The sequence below is a fragment of the Methyloversatilis thermotolerans genome (assembly GCF_000372885.1).
Lineage (GTDB): Bacteria > Pseudomonadota > Gammaproteobacteria > Burkholderiales > Rhodocyclaceae > Methyloversatilis > Methyloversatilis thermotolerans.
This window is the reverse complement of record NZ_KB889967.1, coordinates 1291817-1308721: the sequence shown is the minus strand read 5'-3', so window position 1 is coordinate 1308721 and position 16905 is coordinate 1291817. Positions and strand designations below refer to the sequence as shown.

The 16905-nt window shown below is 64.5% G+C and carries 19 protein-coding genes; 9 read left to right on the top strand and 10 right to left on the bottom strand.

Going from position 1 to position 16905, the window contains the following annotated elements; translation table 11 throughout:
* The 3 genes from A3Q7_RS0105495 to A3Q7_RS0105485 are packed head-to-tail and all read right to left on the bottom strand — an operon-like array spanning window position 1 to window position 2355.
* Window positions 1-660 (bottom strand): lytic transglycosylase domain-containing protein, encoded by a 660-nt coding sequence (locus tag A3Q7_RS0105495; protein ID WP_018410859.1) that lies wholly within the window; start codon window positions 658-660, stop codon window positions 1-3.
* Entirely contained in the window at window positions 661-1014 is a 354-nt protein-coding gene (locus A3Q7_RS0105490; protein WP_018410858.1) for a VanZ family protein, read from the bottom strand.
* Window positions 1015-1020: 6 nt separating this feature from the next.
* A complete protein-coding gene (locus tag A3Q7_RS0105485; RefSeq protein ID WP_018410857.1) occupies window positions 1021-2355 on the bottom strand; it encodes an undecaprenyl-phosphate glucose phosphotransferase in 1335 nt (444 codons plus the stop codon).
* Between the two features lie 200 nt (window positions 2356-2555).
* On the opposite strand from A3Q7_RS0105485, the gene epsL reads away from it, so the two are divergent.
* Complete coding sequence (gene epsL, locus A3Q7_RS0105480) at window positions 2556-3785, top strand: XrtB/PEP-CTERM-associated polysaccharide biosynthesis outer membrane protein EpsL (RefSeq protein WP_018410856.1); 1230 nt, start codon at window positions 2556-2558, stop codon at window positions 3783-3785.
* A 6-nt stretch (window positions 3786-3791) separates the two neighbouring features.
* Here the strand turns inward: epsL and A3Q7_RS0105475 are convergent, their stop codons facing one another.
* From A3Q7_RS0105475 to A3Q7_RS0105455, 5 genes are read right to left on the bottom strand one after another with little or no spacing between them, the layout of a single operon-like run.
* On the bottom strand, window positions 3792-4331 hold the full coding sequence (locus tag A3Q7_RS0105475; RefSeq protein WP_018410855.1) for an adenine phosphoribosyltransferase: 540 nt from the start codon (window positions 4329-4331) through the stop codon (window positions 3792-3794).
* Window positions 4328-5395 (bottom strand): aminopeptidase, encoded by a 1068-nt coding sequence (locus A3Q7_RS0105470; protein WP_018410854.1) that lies wholly within the window; start codon window positions 5393-5395, stop codon window positions 4328-4330. Before A3Q7_RS0105470 ends, A3Q7_RS0105475 begins: the two co-directional genes overlap by 4 nt.
* A 6-nt stretch (window positions 5396-5401) precedes the next feature.
* Entirely contained in the window at window positions 5402-7204 is a 1803-nt protein-coding gene (gene pabB / locus A3Q7_RS0105465; protein ID WP_018410853.1) for an aminodeoxychorismate synthase component I, read from the bottom strand.
* A gap of 38 nt (window positions 7205-7242) precedes the next feature.
* A complete protein-coding gene (locus A3Q7_RS0105460; RefSeq protein ID WP_018410852.1) occupies window positions 7243-7554 on the bottom strand; it encodes a DUF3301 domain-containing protein in 312 nt (103 codons plus the stop codon).
* A gap of 1 nt (window position 7555) precedes the next feature.
* On the bottom strand, window positions 7556-7831 hold the full coding sequence (locus tag A3Q7_RS0105455) for a hypothetical protein (RefSeq protein WP_018410851.1): 276 nt from the start codon (window positions 7829-7831) through the stop codon (window positions 7556-7558).
* Window positions 7832-8170: 339 nt separating this feature from the next.
* Here A3Q7_RS0105455 and A3Q7_RS0105450 point away from each other — a divergent pair, with 339 nt between their 5' ends.
* The 8 genes from A3Q7_RS0105450 to A3Q7_RS0105415 all read left to right on the top strand — a co-directional run bounded on the left by A3Q7_RS0105450 (window position 8171) and on the right by A3Q7_RS0105415 (window position 14690).
* The gene (locus A3Q7_RS0105450) at window positions 8171-9127 is read left to right on the top strand and encodes an EpsD family peptidyl-prolyl cis-trans isomerase (RefSeq protein ID WP_018410850.1); all 957 of its coding nucleotides are present in this window, start codon (window positions 8171-8173) and stop codon (window positions 9125-9127) included.
* A gap of 80 nt (window positions 9128-9207) precedes the next feature.
* Window positions 9208-10014 (top strand): polysaccharide export protein EpsE, encoded by an 807-nt coding sequence (epsE, locus tag A3Q7_RS0105445; RefSeq protein ID WP_018410849.1) that lies wholly within the window; start codon window positions 9208-9210, stop codon window positions 10012-10014.
* Window positions 10015-10026: 12 nt separating this feature from the next.
* A complete protein-coding gene (gene epsF / locus A3Q7_RS0105440) occupies window positions 10027-11418 on the top strand; it encodes a chain length determinant protein EpsF (RefSeq protein WP_018410848.1) in 1392 nt (463 codons plus the stop codon).
* Window positions 11419-11429: 11 nt separating this feature from the next.
* Window positions 11430-12293, top strand: coding sequence for a chain length determinant protein tyrosine kinase EpsG (gene epsG, locus A3Q7_RS0105435; RefSeq protein WP_018410847.1), 864 nt, complete (start codon window positions 11430-11432; stop codon window positions 12291-12293).
* 64 nt (window positions 12294-12357) lie between these two features.
* The gene (gene xrtB, locus A3Q7_RS0105430; RefSeq protein ID WP_018410846.1) at window positions 12358-13224 is read left to right on the top strand and encodes an exosortase B; all 867 of its coding nucleotides are present in this window, start codon (window positions 12358-12360) and stop codon (window positions 13222-13224) included.
* Window positions 13225-13246: 22 nt separating this feature from the next.
* On the top strand, window positions 13247-13720 hold the full coding sequence (tadA, locus tag A3Q7_RS0105425; RefSeq protein ID WP_026224525.1) for a tRNA adenosine(34) deaminase TadA: 474 nt from the start codon (window positions 13247-13249) through the stop codon (window positions 13718-13720).
* Window positions 13720-14199, top strand: coding sequence for a L,D-transpeptidase (locus A3Q7_RS0105420; RefSeq protein ID WP_018410844.1), 480 nt, complete (start codon window positions 13720-13722; stop codon window positions 14197-14199). The genes tadA and A3Q7_RS0105420 overlap by 1 nt, the downstream gene beginning before the upstream one ends.
* Window positions 14200-14252: 53 nt before the next feature.
* Window positions 14253-14690: a GNAT family N-acetyltransferase gene (locus A3Q7_RS0105415; protein WP_018410843.1), complete on the top strand. Its 438-nt coding sequence runs from the start codon at window positions 14253-14255 to the stop codon at window positions 14688-14690.
* On the opposite strand, the gene A3Q7_RS0105410 is transcribed toward A3Q7_RS0105415, so the two are convergent.
* Both A3Q7_RS0105410 and A3Q7_RS19495 read right to left on the bottom strand, forming a co-directional pair.
* A complete protein-coding gene (locus A3Q7_RS0105410; protein WP_018410842.1) occupies window positions 14687-15112 on the bottom strand; it encodes a response regulator in 426 nt (141 codons plus the stop codon). The genes A3Q7_RS0105415 and A3Q7_RS0105410 overlap by 4 nt on opposite strands.
* Window positions 15109-16839 carry a sensor histidine kinase gene (locus A3Q7_RS19495; protein WP_018410841.1) on the bottom strand — a complete coding sequence of 577 codons (1731 nt, stop codon included), beginning with the start codon at window positions 16837-16839 and terminating at the stop codon, window positions 15109-15111. The genes A3Q7_RS0105410 and A3Q7_RS19495 overlap by 4 nt, the downstream gene beginning before the upstream one ends.
* Between the last annotated feature and the right edge of the window lie 66 nt (window positions 16840-16905).

The window sequence follows — 16905 nt, the reverse complement described above, 5'->3', positions numbered from 1 at the left end:
TCACTGGATGCCGGATTGCAGGCGCAGGGCCGGCAGGTCAGTCCGCAGCCGGTAGGGGCTGGGAGGAGGAGAGGGGGTCTTCGCTTCGGCGCGCTTTTTCAGCGTTTCGTAGCGTTCGGATACCTTGGGCACATAGGCCAGGGTTTCCGGATAGGGCGGAATGCCGCCATAGCGACGTACCGCACCGGCTCCGGCGTTATAGGCCGAGAGCGCCAGTTCGAGCGAGCCGAATTCGTCCAGCAGGTCGCGCAGATGACGGGCGCCCGCTTTCAGATTGTCGGCCGGTTTCATCGCGTCGCGCACGCCGTACTGCAGGGCGGTCGAAGGCATGAGCTGTGCCAGACCCAGCGCGCCTTTCGGCGATACGGCCTGCGGGTTGTAGGCCGATTCCGCCTGCACGACGGCGTGCAGCAGTTCGGGGTCTATGCCCCCCTCGCGCGCCGCCATTTCGATCTGTGACGAGAATGGCAGATTGTCCAGAGCTTCCCTGCGTGCGCGCTGCACTTCGGCGTCAACGATGCGCTCCGCTTCGGGCGGGTCGAGGCGATAGTCGGAAAGCGCGGCAGGGTCGAGCCGGTAGGCGCGAGCGTCGGCTGCCTGCGCCCCGGCGAGCGGCAGCAGACACATGGCAAGCAGACACAGCGGATGCAGCAGGGTCATTCAGATTTCCGGGGGCGACAGGCGGCGTGCGATGAGGGCGGCAAGCACGATGCCCACGGCGTTCGCGCTCAGGTCCAGCAGATCCGCTTCCCGACCGGGCAGCATCTGCTGACGCCATTCATCGTAACAGGCCAGCGCGAACACCGCTGTTGCACACATCACCAGCCAGCGCTGACCGCTACCCAGCCACACCAGGAAGGCCATGGCGCCGAAGGTCGCGGCGTGTACCAGCTTGTCCCAGGGCGACGGGACGAGTCCGACCGCCAGTTCGGTTTCGCCGAGCCGGAGCAGGCCGGCGATCATGAACAGCGCCGCGGCAGCCGCCGCCCAATGCAGCACGCGTGGAGCACGCATGGCCGCTCAGTAGGCGTTGCGGTCGCGGAACACGACGGCGATGGTCTTGACGATGATCCACAGGTCCAGGCCGAGCGACCAGGTGCGCAGATATTCCAGATCGTACTCGATGCGCTTCTGCATCTTGTCGACGGTTTCCGTTTCGCCGCGATAGCCATTCACCTGGGCCCAGCCGGTGATGCCCGGTTTTACCTTGTGCCGCACCATATAGCCCTTGATGAGCTTGCGGTAGGTTTCATTGTGCGACACGGCATGCGGCCGCGGTCCGACGATGCTCATGCGCCCCTGGAGCACATTGATGAACTGCGGAAGTTCGTCCAGCGAAGTGCGCCGAAGGAAGCCGCCGAAGCGCGTGATGCGCTGGTCGTTGCGTGTGGCCTGCTTCACCTCCTTGCCGTCTTCCTGCACGGTCATGGAGCGGAACTTGTAGACCACGATTTCCTTGCCGTCGAGGCCGTAGCGGCGTTGCCGGAACAGCGCCGGGCCGGGCGAGGACATTTTCACGCCGATGGCGATACCCAGCAGCAACGGCGAAATGATGATCAGGATGAGCAGCGACAGTGCAATGTCGCTGGCACGCTTGACCAGTCCGTTGATGCCTGTGAACGGCGTGTCGCACACCGCCACCACCGGTACACCTGCGACATAGTCCATACGCCCCTGGATGAGGTCGGTCACGAAGATGTCCGGCGCGAAGAAGATGCTCACCGTGGTGTCCTTCAGGTCGTCCAGCAGTGCGAGGATGCGCGGCTGGCTGGCCATGGGCAGGGAGATGTAGATCTGGTCTATGCCATTGGCCTTGACATAGGCGGCCAGATCGCGCAGCCGGCCCAGCAGAGGCATGCCGTTGAGCTGGGTGATGCGTTCCGGCGAGCGATCGTCGAAGTAGCCGACGCAGCGCACGCCGAGGTAAGGATTGCTTGCAAACTGCTCCGCCAGCGATGCGCCGATGTCGTTGCAGCCGACGATAATCACCTTGGTCTGGTTGGCTTCCTGCGCGGCGGCGCGCTGCAGGTAGCCGCGCGCGGCAAAGTGCGCGGCAAGCTGGGTCAGCGGTGCGGCGATCAGCCAGGCCAGCACCACGTCCTGCGGAAAGTTCTCGATGTACTGGCTGGCATAGCCGAAGAAAAGCAGGATGAAGGCGATCAGCAGCCAGCCGATCACGGTCTGCCGGATCACCCGTCGCGGCTGCATGCTCAGCAGCGACGAGCCGGGGAAGGACAGCGAGAACACCACGAGGGACAGCACGACGTAACGCGCGTCAACCGCGTCGCCGTAATACAGTGCGCAGGCGATCAGCGACACGATCAACGACAGCGGGTCGAGGAACATTTCGACCATGCCGGAGAGACTGAGCGGTGCCCGCAATACGGAAGTGTTACGCTCAAACTTGGCGAGCATCGAAGAAGGAACCGGTGAGTGCAATGAACTGAAAACGTGAATACGGCAGCGCGGATAGAATACCGGACTTTGTTTTGCGGTTTTTCACGATTTGCATTTCGGAAAGAAAAGCGTCACGGCCTGTCGCCATACTGTCATCGATGAACAATAACACCCAGAAAAGTCGCTCCCTGCTGTGCCTGCTGTGCCTGCTGCCACTCAGTGCCGTGGTCAAGGCCGACGAGAATGACGCCTTCGGTCTGATCACGTCGGCTTCCTGGCAGTACGTCGACAACGTGCTCTACCTGCCGGATGGTCAGCGTTCGACCGCATTCGGTCCGGACACGCCGCGCGGCGATCACAGTTACACGGCCAGTGCCGGGCTCACCTTCCAGAAGCGCATCAGCCGGCAGGAACTGTCGGCGAGCTATGTGCAGAACATGGTGCGCTACAACGCCATCACCGATCTGGACTACGACGGCTACAACGCGGCGGCCGGCTGGAAGTGGGAAATCGGCAACAATCTGTCGGGCCAGTTGAGATACACCTCGCGGCGCTATCTGCAGGGCTTCGGCGATTTCCGGACGACGAATCCCGCCAAGAACCTGGTCAACGCCGAGTCCTACCGCTTCGACGCCAACTACCGGATCAACCCCTACTGGGCCCTGTTCGGCGGCGTGTCGCGCGATACCTTCGAGAACGGTCTGACCGTTCGCCGGGCGAGCGACTACGAAATCGATCGCGCCGAGTTCGGCGGGCGCTACACGACGCGCGGCGGCACCGCATTCGAACTGCTGGTGCGCGATTCGGACGGCGACTATCCCAACCGTCTGCCGTCTCTGAATGTCACGAACTCATATACCCAGAAAGACATCGAGGCGCGTGTGCGGTGGCAACCGGTGGGGCATTCGCGCCTGTCCGCATCGATCGGGCAATCCGATCGCAAGCACGCGAATGTGCCGGCGCGCGACTATCAGGACGTGTATGGACGTATGAGCTGGGACTGGCAGCCCACCGGCCATCTGCAATTGACCGTGAGTGCGGAGCGGCAGATCGCGGCGCTCGAGGACACCTTCTCGAGCTACTTCCGGACAACCACCTACACGCTCGCTCCGAGCTGGCAGCCCACAGCAAAATTGCGTTTCGATGGCCGAGTCCAGCGCGTCTCCCGCGACGGCAGCGGCCAGACCGCATTCACCGAACTGCTTCCACAGCTTGCGCAGAACGCCCGGCAGGAGGACATCACAATAGTCAGCATCGGTGCGACCTGGTCCATCCAGCGCAATCTGAGCCTGAGCGCGGAACTGCGCCGCGACGAGCGCGACTCCAACAGCGCCTTCTACCAGTACAAGGTGAACAGCGCGTCGGCGACGGTGCAATACCAGTTCTGAGTCCCGTCAGTCGAAGGCGATCAGCGCGGCGCAGTCCCAGCCCTGCGCCTTCAGCGTCGTCATGCCCCCGAGCGCGGGCAGATCGATGAGGAAGCGTATCGCCTCCAGGCGGGCGCCGGTCTGGCCTATCAGTCGGGCGGCCGCCTCGGCGGTGCCGCCGGTGGCGATCAGGTCATCCACCAGCAATACCCTGTCGCCCGGCTTCAGTGCGTCCTGCTGGATTTCCAGCCGGTCGGTGCCATATTCCAGCGCATAGTTCAGTCCCAGCGTGAAACCCGGCAGCTTGCCCGGCTTGCGCACCGGTACCAGGCCGCAGCCCAGCGCACGCGCGACGCCGCCCGCCAGCAGGAAGCCGCGCGCCTCGATGGCGGCCACGGCGTCTATGCTGCCAGGTGCCAGGCCTTCGATCAGGCCGGCGATGGCCTGCGCATGGCCTTGCGCGTCCGCCAGCAGCGGCATCATGTCGCGGAACTGTATGCCGGGCGACGGGAAATCCGGGATGGTGCGGATGCGGGCCTTCAGGTCCAACGATTGCTGGGCGTTCATGGTGTGTGGTTCTCCGGATGAGGGGGCAATCCCAGGGCGGCGCGGCGTTCGTCGCGGGGCAGTGCAGCCAGTGCGCGCATGCGTTCCCACACGCGCGGCATGTCGCCGTCACATTCGGCGATGAGCCGTGCGAACGCCGGCTTCGCGCCGGTATAGAGGCCGATGGATGCGAGCGTGGCGTTGTTGATGTCCTGGGCGAACCAGCGGTCGTAGCCACGGAAGCCGTTCCAGCGATGGTCGCGCATCGCGCGATAATCCGCGCCGAGGGCGTCGATCAGGCGCTTCTTGTCCACGAGTTTTTCCGCCTCGCTTGCCTCGCTCGCATAGAGCGCGTCCAGTGCCTCGCGATAGCGCGTGACCAGTGCCGCGAAACCGGCGCGCATCTCCTGCGCGCGCTCGAACCTCTCCGCCAGCGCCTGGCGGTCCGGCAGGGCCAGCCAGCGTCGCACGCCTTCCTCTTCCACCGCGCTGGCGAATGACTCGTTGAATTCCGTATCGTCACGCACATACACCACCTGGTGCGCCAGCTCATGCACGATGAGACGCACCAGCTCGGTGTCCGGATAGTGAATGAAGGTACTGAGCAGCGGATCGTCGAACCAGCCCAGCGTCGAGTAGGCGGGGATGCCCGACACATGAACATCGAGACCGCGTCGCGACAGCGTGTCGGCATAGGCGCGCGCGTCCTCCTCTGCGAAAAAGCCGCGATAACTGACACAGCCGGCGATCGGGAAACACGATTGTTCAGGTCGTATCGAAAGGGCTTGTGTGGCGAACACGTTCCACACGACGAATGGCCGTCCGATGTCCGCATAGCGCCGGTAACTGCCGTTGTCGGGCAGCGAAAGGGCCTGGCTGGCCCAGTCGCGTATGCGCTGCGCCTCTGCCAGGCGCAGACGCAGCGCTTCCGGCGTGCCGGGGTCGGCGATGACGGCGCTCACGTCCTGCGCGCTGCGCCACAGTTCCATCTGGCCGCGTGCCGTCTGCCAGTAGTAGTAGGGTGTGATGCCACTGCTGCAGCCGGTGAGCAAGGCACTCAGCAGGACCGCGGGAAACGACCGCATGCCGCTTCAGGACGACGACCGGTCACCGGCATAGGGATCGGCATAGGCCGGTACCGGAGCCGGTTCGACATCCAGCGGAGTCGAGTCCAGCTCGACCGGAATCCACCCGCGCACGCTGTTGATGAACCACATCGCCTGCGCGCGTCCGATGTCGTCACAGGTGAGCACCCGCTCGACCAGTTCGCCGCGCTCGACCAGTTCCCGCCTGAGCGTGCCATCGAGCAGGCCGCTGGTGACTGGCGGCGTGAAGCGTGTGCCCTCGATGTCCAGCACCAGATTGCCGCGCGTGAATTCGGTCAGTTCGCCGGCATCGTTCCACAGCAGCACGTCGAAGGCCTTGCCCGCGGCCCGTGCGACATGGGCGTCGTAGATCGCCCGCCGGGTGGTCTTGTGGTACAGAAAGGGTTCGGCCCGCGAAACCGGCTCGGCCGCAAGGCGCACCGTTTGTCGGCTGCCGTCGGGCTCGTCGGCGGCCGAACTTTCGATGCGCACGGTGCCGGCCTGATCGCTCAGCAGGCGCACCCGGTAACGGCCGGCAGGATGGGCGGCCGCGTGCGCATCAAGCAGGGAGATTGCTGCGCGCGGTTCGGCAAAGCCGAAATGGCGCGCCGAAGCCGTGATCCGGGCGAGATGCCGCTCGCGCAATACATAGTGCCCGTCCGCCAGCAGCAGTGTTTCGAATAGTTCGAAACCGCGTGCCGCCCGCGTGAGGAAGCGGCTTTTCGTCAGCACCTCGTTGTATTCGTCGGCTGCCTCGGAATCCCAGGTGATGCCACCCCCCAGACCGCATTCGAGCCGTCCGCTGGCCACGTCCTGGGTGACCGTGCGTATCGCCACGTTGAAGCGCGCCGCACCGCCCGGCGCCACATGGCCGATCGCGCCGCAATACACGCCGCGCGGCGATGTTTCAAGGTCGGCGATGATGTCCATGGACTTCAGCTTGGGCGCGCCGGTGATGGAGCCGCACGGGAAGAGCGCTTCGAACACCTGTTCCAGCGTGACGTCCGTGCGTGTGCGTGCGGTGATGGTTGAGGTCATCTGCAGCACGGTGGGGTAGTTCTCGATCGAGAACAGGTGGGGCACCTGTACGCCTCCGGGCATGGACAGCCGCGACAGATCGTTGCGCAGCAGGTCCACGATCATCAGGTTCTCGGCGCGGTTCTTTTCCGAACTGCGCAGCCAGCGCGCCAGTTCCGCATCCTCTTCCGGCATCTGTCCGCGCCGCGCCGTGCCCTTCATCGGGCGCGTGGTCAGCAGGCCGTCTTGCCAGGAAAAGAACAGTTCGGGCGATGCCGACAGGATGCGATGCGCGCCGGTGTCGATATAGGCACAGAAGTCGGCCTGCTGTGCCAGGCGCAGGTTCTCGTAGAAGGCGAGGGCATCGCCGTCCAGCCGTGCGCGGGCGCGTATCGTGTAATTCATCTGGTAGGCGTCGCCGCGTCGTATTGCCGCATGGATGGCGGCTATCGCCTGCTGGTAGCGGACATGGTCGGTGTCCAGCGACCATTCCGATACATCGAATTTCTGCAGTCGATCCGGCCCACAGTCGAGCGGGCGTTCATGCACGCCGAACCAGACCAGCGGGAGCGTACCGCCGGTGCGTACCCGGGCAGCGCGGTCGAAGGCAGGTGCCGCCTCGTAGGCGACGAAGCCGACGGCATGCCGTCCTGCCGCGGCCGCATCGGCCACGCGACGCAGCGCGTCACGCACCTCGTCGGGCGTGTCGGCGCGTATCACCTCGCGTGGCTCGCCGAATACCAGCCGCCGGGGAAGATGGCCGGCGGACGAAAAGTCGAGTATGAATTTCATGGTGAAAGCGGATGGCAGCCGGTCGTTCCGCCGCTGCGTCAGACGATGTGGGGGGCGATGTAAAGTGCAATCACCCGTTTTCCGAGCAGGGTGACCGAACCCTGGCGCCGATTGTTCCCGGTATCGCTGTATTCGAATGCATAGGTTCGTTTGATGCGCATCTGCCCGTCCTCGTCGCGGGCAAACGAGGTGGAGCGGATGGCCACCGTGTCGTCCAGCAGTTGCGCACCCTCCGACCGGCAGGCCGCGCGGCTGGCTTCCATGCCGGCTTCGCGCGCATTCAGGCTGTCCAGCCAGAACCAGATGAGGCTGACGATGAACGCCAGCGAAACGAGTTCAAAGGTGGGCATTTCAGTTCGCGCCGTCCGCAGCGGGCTGACGGGCGACGTAGCGAGCCAGCCTGGCGTCGATCTGTCCCGCCAGCGCGCCAGCCAGCGCGTGAGCTGTCTGTTCCGGATAGACACGGCTGAGCACAAGCAGCAGGCACAGCATCACATCGGCGGCCTCGCCCAGCGCCGCATCGGCGGGCAGCGTCTTGTGCGGCTTGAACCCCTGCGCGACCAGTACGGCTTCGGCCAACTCGCCCGCCTCTTCGGTCAGCTTGCACATGAGCATGGGCGCGTCCATGCGCTCGTGGCGCCTGAATACCTGGAGCGCGTCAGCAAAGGCGGCGGGAGGACAGGGCATGGCTGAGGAGGTGGCTTGCGCGGAAACCGGATTCTATCGCGTCCGGACGGCACACTCCGCGCCTGACGGTGCGTCGGCGCATCCAAATGCGTGTAATTCTCATCTAGCCATGGAGCGGCAGTCGTGGCACTCTCCACAGCCTTGTTGCATTACGGAAACATTTCACGCAACCGCGCCGTAATACGCGTCCTATACTGTTCGACTTTGGCCGGCCACCGTCCTGTCCGGTGCCGCCGCTACGGAACAGCACTCAGTCATCCATCAATCTCCGGGGAAAACATGCCACGTCACACGAGCCGAACCATCGCACTGACCGTACTCGCAGCGGCCCTCCTGTCCGCCTGCGGCGGCGGCGAAGAGAAGAAGACGGCGACACAGGTTGCAGCCAAGGTCAACGGGGGTGAAGTGTCGGTGCATCAGATCAATCAGGTCATGCAGCGCACGAATGTGTCCAGCCCTGAACAGGCCAAGGCGGCCAGCCGTCAGGTGCTGGAGCGCCTCATCGATCAGGAACTGCTGGTGCAGCAGGCCATGGACAAGAAACTGGATCGGGATCCGCGCACGCTGCAGGCGATCGAGGCGGCGCGCCGCGAAGTGCTGTCCCGCGCCTACCTCGAACAGGTTGCATCGGCGGCGACCAAGCCGACCGATGCCGAAATCAAGACCTATTACACCGAGCATCCCGAACTGTTCTCCGAGCGGCGCATCTTCAACCTGCGCGAACTGTCCATCGCCGCGGGCCCCGACTTCAAGCCCAAGCTCGAGGAATTCATGGGGCAGCCGCGCAGCCTGCAGCAGATCGCCGAATGGCTGCGCAGCCAGAACATCCGTTTCAATGCCAATGCGGTGACCAAGCCGGCGGAACAGCTTCCGCTGGAAATGGTGAAGAACATCCACAAGCTCAAGGATGGCCAGATGGGCCTGATCGCCACCAACTCCGGCATCATCGTGCTGGAACTGGTGGCCTCGCGCAGCGCTCCGGTCGAGGAGAGCGCGGCCAAACCGGTGATCGAGCAGTTCCTGCTGAATCAGCGCAAGGCCGAGATCGCCAAGGCGGAAGTCAAGAAGCTGCGCGAAGGCGGCAAGATCGAGTACATGGGCGAATTCGCCGGTGCTGCTGCGCCGGCTCCGGCCGCTGCGGAATCGGCGCCCGCCTCCGTTGCGGCACCGGCCGCGGACCCCGCGCCGGCTGACTCGGCTTCGCCTGTCGAAAAGGGCCTTTCCGGCCTGAAGTAAACAGCGGTGTCGCCGCACCCGGAGGGCCCGGCGACCCGGGTTCTCCGGTTTTCTGACCGACCAACCGGATGCTTACAAATATGACGAAGTTCGGACGTCTTCTGCTCGGATTCATTTTCGGACTGATGCTGCTGCCCGCCGGGCAGGCGGCCGATACGCGCGAATACGTGCTGGGCGCGGGTGACATCATCCGCATTACCGTGTTCCAGAATCCAGACCTGACGGTGGAAACGCGGGTGACCGAAAGCGGCACCATCACCTATCCGCTGATCGGAGCGGTGAGTGTGGGTGGACTGACTCTGCCGGCGGCGGAAAAGATGGTGGCGGACAAGCTGCGCGAAGGCGGCTTCGTGCTCAAGCCGCAGGTCAACGTCCTGCTGCTGCAGATCCGTGGCACCCAGGTTGCCGTGCTCGGCCAGGTGAACCGTCCCGGGCGTTATCCGATAGAAATCGCCAATACCCGTGTCAGTGACATGCTCGCGACCGCCGGTGGCATGGCGGTCAGTGGCGCCGACATCGTAACGCTGGTGGGCACCCGCAATGGCGAGCCTTTCCGTGTCGAGATCGACGTACCGGCCCTGTTCCTGCAGCCGGATGGCGTGAAGAACGACATTCCGGTGCAGGGTGGCGATGTGCTGTATGTGCACCGGGCGCCGGTGTTCTACATCTATGGCGAGGTGAATCGCCCCGGCGCTTACCGCCTCGAACGCGGCATGACCGTCATGCAGGGTCTGGCCCAGGGTGGCGGCGTCACGCTGCGCGGCACCGACAGGCGCATGCGCCTGCACCGGCGCGACGCTTCGGGTGGCGTCGAGACGCTGGACCCGGAAATGACGATGTTGCTGCAGAGCGACGATGTGATCTATGTGCGCGAAAGCCTTTTCTGATCGGATGGATTCATGACATTCCAGCAATTCCTGCTTATCCTCCGCGCGCGCTGGCTGGTCGGCGTTGCCGTGCTGTTCATCGTGGTCGCGACCACGGTCGCGGTCAGTCTGGTGCTGCCCAAGCAATACACGTCGACCACGTCGGTGCTGATCGACGTGAAGTCGCCCGACCCCATTCTCGGCGTCACCTTGCCCGCCCTGGTCACACCGGGCTACATGGCGACCCAGGTCGATATCGTGACTTCCGATCGCGTCGCACAGCGCGTGGTGCGCATGCTCGGCTTCGAAAAGAGCCCGCAGGCCATCGAGCAGTGGCGGCAGGCGACCGAAGGCCAGGGGTCTATCGAGGCCTATTACGCCGAATTGCTGAAGAAAAAGCTCGACGTGAAGCCATCGCGCGAATCGAATGTGCTGGCCATCGGCTTCGACGGCCAGGATCCGGCTTTTTCCGCCGCGGTGGCCAACGCCTTTGCCCAGGCCTATATCGATACCAATCTGGAACTGAAGATCGAGCCTGCCAAGCAGTACGCGAGCTGGTTCGCCGGCCAGTCGAAGGCCCTGCGCGAGGAACTCGAGAAGGCGCAGAACAAGCTGTCGGCCTTCCAGATGGAAAGCGGCATCGTCGCCACCGACGAGCGCCTCGACATCGAGAATGCGCGGCTGGCCGAGCTGTCCAGCCAGTACACGGCCATCCAGGCCCAGCGCAGCGATACCGCATCGCGCCAGGCCCAGGTCGGCAATGCGCAGCAGCTCGACAGCCTGCCCGAGGTGCAGCAGAACTCGCTCATCATCGGCCTGAAGTCCGAACTGGCGCGCGGTGAAGCGAGGCTGAACGAAATGAGCCAGCGTTACGGCCGCAATCACCCTGAATACCAGCGCGCCCAGGGCGAGGTCGACGTGATGAAGGCCAAGCTCGAAGCGGAAATGAAAAAGGTGGCCAGTACGCTGGGTACCAGCAACCGCGTGAACGTGCAGCGCGAAGCCGAAGTGCGTGCCGCGCTCAGTGCCCAGAAGGCGCGCGTGCTGGAGCTGAAGAAGCAGCGCGATGACCTGGCCGTGCTGCAGCGCGAGGTCGAAAGCGCGCAGCGTGCCTATGACGCGGTGGCGCAGCGCTTCACCCAGACCACTCTGGAAAGCCAGACCACACAGACCAATATCGTGGTGCTGACGCCCGCCATTCCGCCGATCGAGCCCTCGAGCCCGAATATTCTGCTGAATACGCTGGTGTCCATATTCCTGGGTACCCTGCTTGCGGTCGGGACGGTGCTGCTGCTCGAACTGCTCGACCAGCGCGTGCGCGGCGACGACGATCTGCAGCAGCTTCTGGGCGTGCCGGTGCTTGGCCTGGTTTCGGCGGTGAAATTCAACAAGAGCGCGAAGCGCGCGCGTGCGGCAGCGGCCTGAAGGACAGACAGATGAATGCACCCACTACCCTGGATTCCGGATCCGGCCGCGCCATTGGCGCCATCCTGATCGACGCCGGCCGCCTGAGCCCGGATGGTGCCGAACGTATCCTGCGTCTGCAGCGCGAACGCGGGTTGCGTTTTGGCGATGCCGCCATTTCGCTCGGTCTGCTGAAGGAATCGGACATCCAGTTCGCGCTGTCGCGCCAGTTCGATTATCCCTTCCTGCAGCCCGGCGAGAGCGCGGTGAGCGACGAGGTGATTGCCGCCTACCGTCCGTTCACCCATCAGGTCGAGGAACTGCGTGCGCTGCGCAGCCAGCTCATGCTGCGCTGGTTCGATGCCGAGGCCGAGCGCAAGACACTGGCCATCGTCAGCCCCGAGCGTGGCGAGGGGCGCAGCTTCATCGCGGCCAATCTGGCGGTGGTGTTTTCACAGCTCGGCGAACGCACGCTGCTGATCGATGCCGACATGCGCAACCCGCGCCAGCATCATCTCTTTTCCATCAACAACCGCGTCGGGCTTTCCGAAACGCTGGCCGGTCGCGGCGGCCCCGAGGCAGTGCAGCGTGTGCCCGCGCTGCTCGACCTGTGCGTCATGCCAGCGGGCGCGGTTCCACCCAATCCGCAGGAACTCCTGTCGCGTCCGGTGTTCAGCCAGTTGCTCGCTCAGCTCTCCAAGGATTTCGACGTCATCCTCATCGATACGCCCGCGGGCGCCGAGTACGCGGACGCGCAGACCATTGCGGTGCGCGCGAGTGGCGCGCTCATGGTGGCCCGCAAGAACGTGAGCCGGGCTTCCCGGCTGCGTCGGCTGGCCGACGAACTGGTGACCGCCAGCGCGACGCTGGTCGGATCGGTGATGAACGAGCCGTGATGCGTACTGTCCTATCCCGCATCACGGTTTCAGTCTGAATGTCCGCATGAACACGCCTCAATCAATGCGTCTGGGTAGCCATGCACTGTCGGGTGCGTGGGCGCCTTTCTGGATCGTGGTTGCCGGACTTGCGGCCATGTACGGTCCCAGCTTCCATGACCTGTTCACCGGCATCTGGGCGACCGACGAGAATGCGCACGGTCCCATCGTGTTCGCCGTATCGCTGTGGCTGCTCTATACGAAGTGGAACGAACATGCCGACAGTCTGGAGCCTGCGCCACTGCCCTCCGCCGGTTGGCCGCTCGTGGTGTTTGCGCTGCTGCTGTACATCATCGGTCGTTCGCAGGACATCCTGATCTTCGAGATCGGATCCATCATCCCGATGCTGGCCGGGTTGATGTTGGTTTTCTTCGGACGGCGCACGCTGATGAGCCTGTGGTTTCCGTTGTTCTTCATGCTGTTCATGATTCCGCTGCCCGGAGTGCTGGTGGATACGATCACTCAGCCGATGAAAATGGCGGTGTCGTGGGCGGCAGAACATCTCCTTTATGCGCTCGGCTATCCGATTGCCCGCACCGGCGTGATACTGGTGATCGGCCAGTACCAGTTGCTGGTCGCGGATGCCTGCGCCGGCCTGCATTCGCTGTTCACGCTTGAGGCACTCGGCCTGCTCTATCTGAATCTCGTGCGCCATGACTCGCTGGCGCGCAACATTACGCTGGCCATCCTGATCGTGCCTATCTCCTTCACCGCCAACGTGATCCGTGTCATCGTGCTGACCTTGATCACCTACTATTTCGGTGACGAAGCGGGGCAGGGATTCCTGCACGGATTTGCCGGCATGGTGCTGTTCATCAGCGCGCTCATCCTGATCATCGGTGTCGATTCGATGCTGCGCTTCGGCGTTCGCCAGACCGACGTTCGCGTCTGAGGTGGCGGGGAGGACGCCCCGGATGGCTTGCGATACTGACATCTTTTTCATGCAGCAGGCACTGTCGCTCGCACGAGAAGCCGGTTCGCTGGGTGAGGTACCGGTCGGAGCACTGGTGGTGCGCGACGGGGACGTGATCGGACGTGGTTTCAACCGCCCCATCATGGCGAACGATCCGACCGCGCATGCCGAAATCATGGCCCTGCGCGCGGCGGGTCAGACGCTCGGCAACTACCGCATGCCCGGTTGCACGCTCTATGTCACGCTGGAACCCTGCGCCATGTGCAGCGGTGCGATACAGCACGCGCGCATCGCCCGCGTGGTGTTCGGTGCGCGCGACCCCAAGACCGGCTGCTGTGGCAGTGTGACCGATCTGTTCGCGGAACCTCGGCTCAATCACCACGCGGAGGTGGAATCCGGCGTGCTGGCTGAAGAGTGCGGTCGCGTGCTCAGCGATTTCTTTGCCGCGCGCCGCCGTCAGACCGGGGTCGCGTGATGCGCATCGTCATCGATGTGCCCTCACAGTGGCTGTCCCTGCATGACGAGGCGGACGTGCTGATGCGTCGTTACCGTGTATCGACCGCCCGTAACGGCGTCGGCGAACAGCGCGGCAGCTATCGCACGCCGCGTGGCCGGCATATCGTCCGCGCGTGCATCGGTGCCGGCCAGCCGCTTGGCACCGTGTTCGTGCGACGCCGGCCAACCGGCGAGATCTGGTCCCCCGAACTGGCGGCGGCCCATCCCGGACGGGACTGGATACTGACCCGCATCCTCTGGCTGTCCGGCTGCGAACCGGGTGTCAACCGTCTGGGCGAGGTGGATACCATGCGGCGCTATGTCTATCTGCATGGCAGTCCCGATACGGTCGAGATGGGCGTGCCGGGTTCGATCGGCTGTGTGCGCATGCGCAACCGCGACATCGTCGAACTGTTCGATCTGGTCGCGGCAGGCACCGAAGTATTCATCCGCGGCTGATGATCGCATCGGCGGGATTCCGATACCTGCACTGACCGGCGTCCGTCCCTGCCATGTCGCCTTCCGATGATCCACCTGTCCGCCTTGTGCTTGGCTCCTGGGACGTGCTTCGGCCCTGGCTCGAGACCTTGCGCCGCGAGGTGTTCATCGTCGAGCAGTCGGTGCCCGAAGAACTGGAATGGGACGAAGATGACGCACGCAGCGTGCACGCGCTGGCGTGGCTGGCCGATGAGGCGGTGGCCTGCGGCCGTCTGCTGCCGGACGGCCAGGTCGGACGCCTCGCGGTGCGGGCTCACCGGCGTGGCCGCGGGGCCGGGCGCGCCGTGTTGCGGGCGCTGCTGGATGAGGCGGTACGCCGCGGCATGAGGTGCATCGTGTTGCACGCGCAGACGCATGCGCTCGGCTTCTACGAGAAGGAAGGCTTTCGCGCTGAGGGCGAGGTATTCGACGAGGCGGGTATTCCGCACCTGACGATGCGACGTGAGCTCTAGCGTTCGGCGGCTTCTCCGTTGTCGGGGACGGCGATGTGCATGCTCAGTGCGCGGATTGCAGCCTCATCCAGCGGTTTGACGATGAACCCGTCTACCCGGGCGTAGGCCATGGCGCGGTTGCGGTCGGCATCCATGGGCGATGAACTGAGCATGTAGATCCGCGTGCCGCGGATGCTGTCCGCGGGCAGAAGATGGAAAGCGTCGAGGAATTCGAAGCCATCCATGCGCGGCATATTGATGTCGAGCAGTATGAGGTCGATATCGTGGTCCGGGCTCGCGACAAACCATGCCAGCGCTCTTTCGGCCGATTCGAACACGTCGACCCGGCCGGTGATGCCGGAGCGCTCGAGCAGCATGCCATGGAAGAAGTTGTCGGCGTCGTTGTCGTCGATCAGCGCGATCGCGCGCAGCGGCGGAGTCATCCTGCATCCTCCTCATGTCGAGACGGATCGCGAGCACCCTCATGCCGGGGCAGTGTGAGGATGAAGCGGCTCCCCATGCCGACCGCGGATTCCACCTGCAGCCGGCCGCCGTGCATTTCGGCGATGCGCCGGCACAAGGCCAGACCCAGGCCGGTCCCTTCGTACTCGCTGCGACTGTGCAGGCGCTGGAAGGTCTGGAAAATGCGTTCCTGGTATTCTGGCGCGATGCCGATTCCATTGTCCCGGACCGATACCCGGATTTCCTGCTTCAGCGACTCGGCCTCCACCGTCACGCGTGGCGTGCCATCGGCGGGCTGGAACTTGAGCGCATTGCCGATCAGGTTCTGCAGTACCAGACCGAGCAGGCTGCGGTCGCCCAGCGTGACCGGCAGCGCACCGACCCGAAGTTCGGCGCCGCTGCGCAGCAGCGCATCACTCAATGCATGCCGGATGTCGTCCACCAGTTCGCCGAGGGCGACCGGCGCGCAGTGCAGTTCGGCGCTGTCCAGTCGCACATAGGCGAGCAGGTCGTCGACCAGCGCTCGCAGACGCTCGCCGCCGCGCACGATGAATTCGACGAAGCGGGCGCGACGATCCGCATCCAGCGACGAGCCCTCGCGCGCGAGCAGGCGCGCGAAATTGAGTATCGAGTTGATCGGTTCACGCAGATCGTGCGAAGCAACGTGCACGAACTGCTGCAGCGCGATATTGCTGTGTTCCAGTTGCTGCAGGGTCTGCAGCAACTGCTCCTCGGCGGCGAGCCGGTCTGTCATGTCCTCGCCCACGCCCAGCAGTTCGCCCGGCAGGCCGGTGTCATCGTCCAGCAGCGTGGTATGCCAGCCTATGATGCGGCGCCGGCCGTCGGCGGTCATGACATGACCGCGGAATCGTCTTTCCTTGCCATGCTCGCCGCCGATCAGCGATGCGAAGAAGCGCCGTCCCGCCGCTTCCTCGTCCGGCGGAAAGCACAGCGCGAACCAGTCCTCGCCGACCAGCGCGTCCGGCGCGTGGCCGAGCACCTTTCCGGCAGCGTTGTTGGCGCGCACGATGCGGCCCTCGCGATCGGCGATCACCATCATGCTGCCGACCGCATCGAAGTAGAGGTTGGCGCGGTCGAGCTGGGCAAGCAGCGCCTGGGTGCGCTCGCTCACCTGGGACGTCAGCTCCTTGTTGAAATCCTGCAACTGCCGCTCGAAGGCGGCCTGCCGACGTCGTGCCCGTTCCAGTTCGACTACCTTGCGCCGAAGTTCGATCTGCGCGACGACCTGCCGGCTCAATGCCTCGAGCGCAGCGCGCTGCGTGTCGGTCAGCTGCCGTGGCGCGGTGTCAATGACGCACAGCGTGCCGATGCGATGGCCGGACGACACCTCGAGCGGAGCGCCGGCATAGAAGCGGATACCAGGACTGCCCGTCACCAGCGGATTGTCGGCGAAACGCGGATCGGTCCGCGCATCCGCCACGATCATGACGTCCCGCTGCAGGATGGCATGTGCGCAGAAGGCCAGTTCGCGCGGCGTCTGCTCGGCCGCAAACCCCACGCGCGACTTGAACCACTGGCGATCCCGGTCCACCAGGCTCACCAGCGCCACCGGTGTGCCGCACAGTTGCGACGCAAGCATCGTGAGGTCGTCGTAGGCCTGTTCCGGCCCAGTATCGAGCAGGCCGCTGTCCTGCAGCGCGCGCAGTCGGGCGTCCTCGTCCTCCGGGAGCAGGGTGGCAATTGTCATGAGTGTCATGTCGTCTGAATGCCGTCTGTCATCGACCATGCTGCTGCGAACTTGACCGGGCAGGCG

Bases quoted from the DNA above. Each gene is read 5' to 3' on its own strand.
- epsL (WP_018410856.1), top strand. From the start codon at position 2,556: ATGAACAATAACACCCAGAAAAGTCGCTCCCTGCTGTGCCTGCTGTGC.
- A3Q7_RS0105415 (WP_018410843.1), top strand. From the start codon at position 14,253: ATGTCGCCTTCCGATGATCCACCTGTCCGCCTTGTGCTTGGCTCCTGG.
- A3Q7_RS0105485 (WP_018410857.1), bottom strand. From the start codon at position 2,355: ATGGTCGAAATGTTCCTCGACCCGCTGTCGTTGATCGTGTCGCTGATC.
- tadA (WP_026224525.1), top strand. From the start codon at position 13,247: ATGGCTTGCGATACTGACATCTTTTTCATGCAGCAGGCACTGTCGCTC.
- A3Q7_RS0105420 (WP_018410844.1), top strand. From the start codon at position 13,720: ATGCGCATCGTCATCGATGTGCCCTCACAGTGGCTGTCCCTGCATGAC.
- xrtB (WP_018410846.1), top strand. From the start codon at position 12,358: ATGCGTCTGGGTAGCCATGCACTGTCGGGTGCGTGGGCGCCTTTCTGG.
- A3Q7_RS0105475 (WP_018410855.1), bottom strand. From the start codon at position 4,331: ATGAACGCCCAGCAATCGTTGGACCTGAAGGCCCGCATCCGCACCATC.
- A3Q7_RS0105495 (WP_018410859.1), bottom strand. From the start codon at position 660: ATGACCCTGCTGCATCCGCTGTGTCTGCTTGCCATGTGTCTGCTGCCG.
- epsG (WP_018410847.1), top strand. From the start codon at position 11,430: ATGAATGCACCCACTACCCTGGATTCCGGATCCGGCCGCGCCATTGGC.
- A3Q7_RS0105450 (WP_018410850.1), top strand. From the start codon at position 8,171: ATGCCACGTCACACGAGCCGAACCATCGCACTGACCGTACTCGCAGCG.
- pabB (WP_018410853.1), bottom strand. From the start codon at position 7,204: ATGAAATTCATACTCGACTTTTCGTCCGCCGGCCATCTTCCCCGGCGG.
- epsF (WP_018410848.1), top strand. From the start codon at position 10,027: ATGACATTCCAGCAATTCCTGCTTATCCTCCGCGCGCGCTGGCTGGTC.
- epsE (WP_018410849.1), top strand. From the start codon at position 9,208: ATGACGAAGTTCGGACGTCTTCTGCTCGGATTCATTTTCGGACTGATG.
- A3Q7_RS0105490 (WP_018410858.1), bottom strand. From the start codon at position 1,014: ATGCGTGCTCCACGCGTGCTGCATTGGGCGGCGGCTGCCGCGGCGCTG.
- A3Q7_RS0105460 (WP_018410852.1), bottom strand. From the start codon at position 7,554: ATGCCCACCTTTGAACTCGTTTCGCTGGCGTTCATCGTCAGCCTCATC.
- A3Q7_RS19495 (WP_018410841.1), bottom strand. From the start codon at position 16,839: ATGACAATTGCCACCCTGCTCCCGGAGGACGAGGACGCCCGACTGCGC.
- A3Q7_RS0105455 (WP_018410851.1), bottom strand. From the start codon at position 7,831: ATGGACGCGCCCATGCTCATGTGCAAGCTGACCGAAGAGGCGGGCGAG.
- A3Q7_RS0105410 (WP_018410842.1), bottom strand. From the start codon at position 15,112: ATGACTCCGCCGCTGCGCGCGATCGCGCTGATCGACGACAACGACGCC.
- A3Q7_RS0105470 (WP_018410854.1), bottom strand. From the start codon at position 5,395: ATGCGGTCGTTTCCCGCGGTCCTGCTGAGTGCCTTGCTCACCGGCTGC.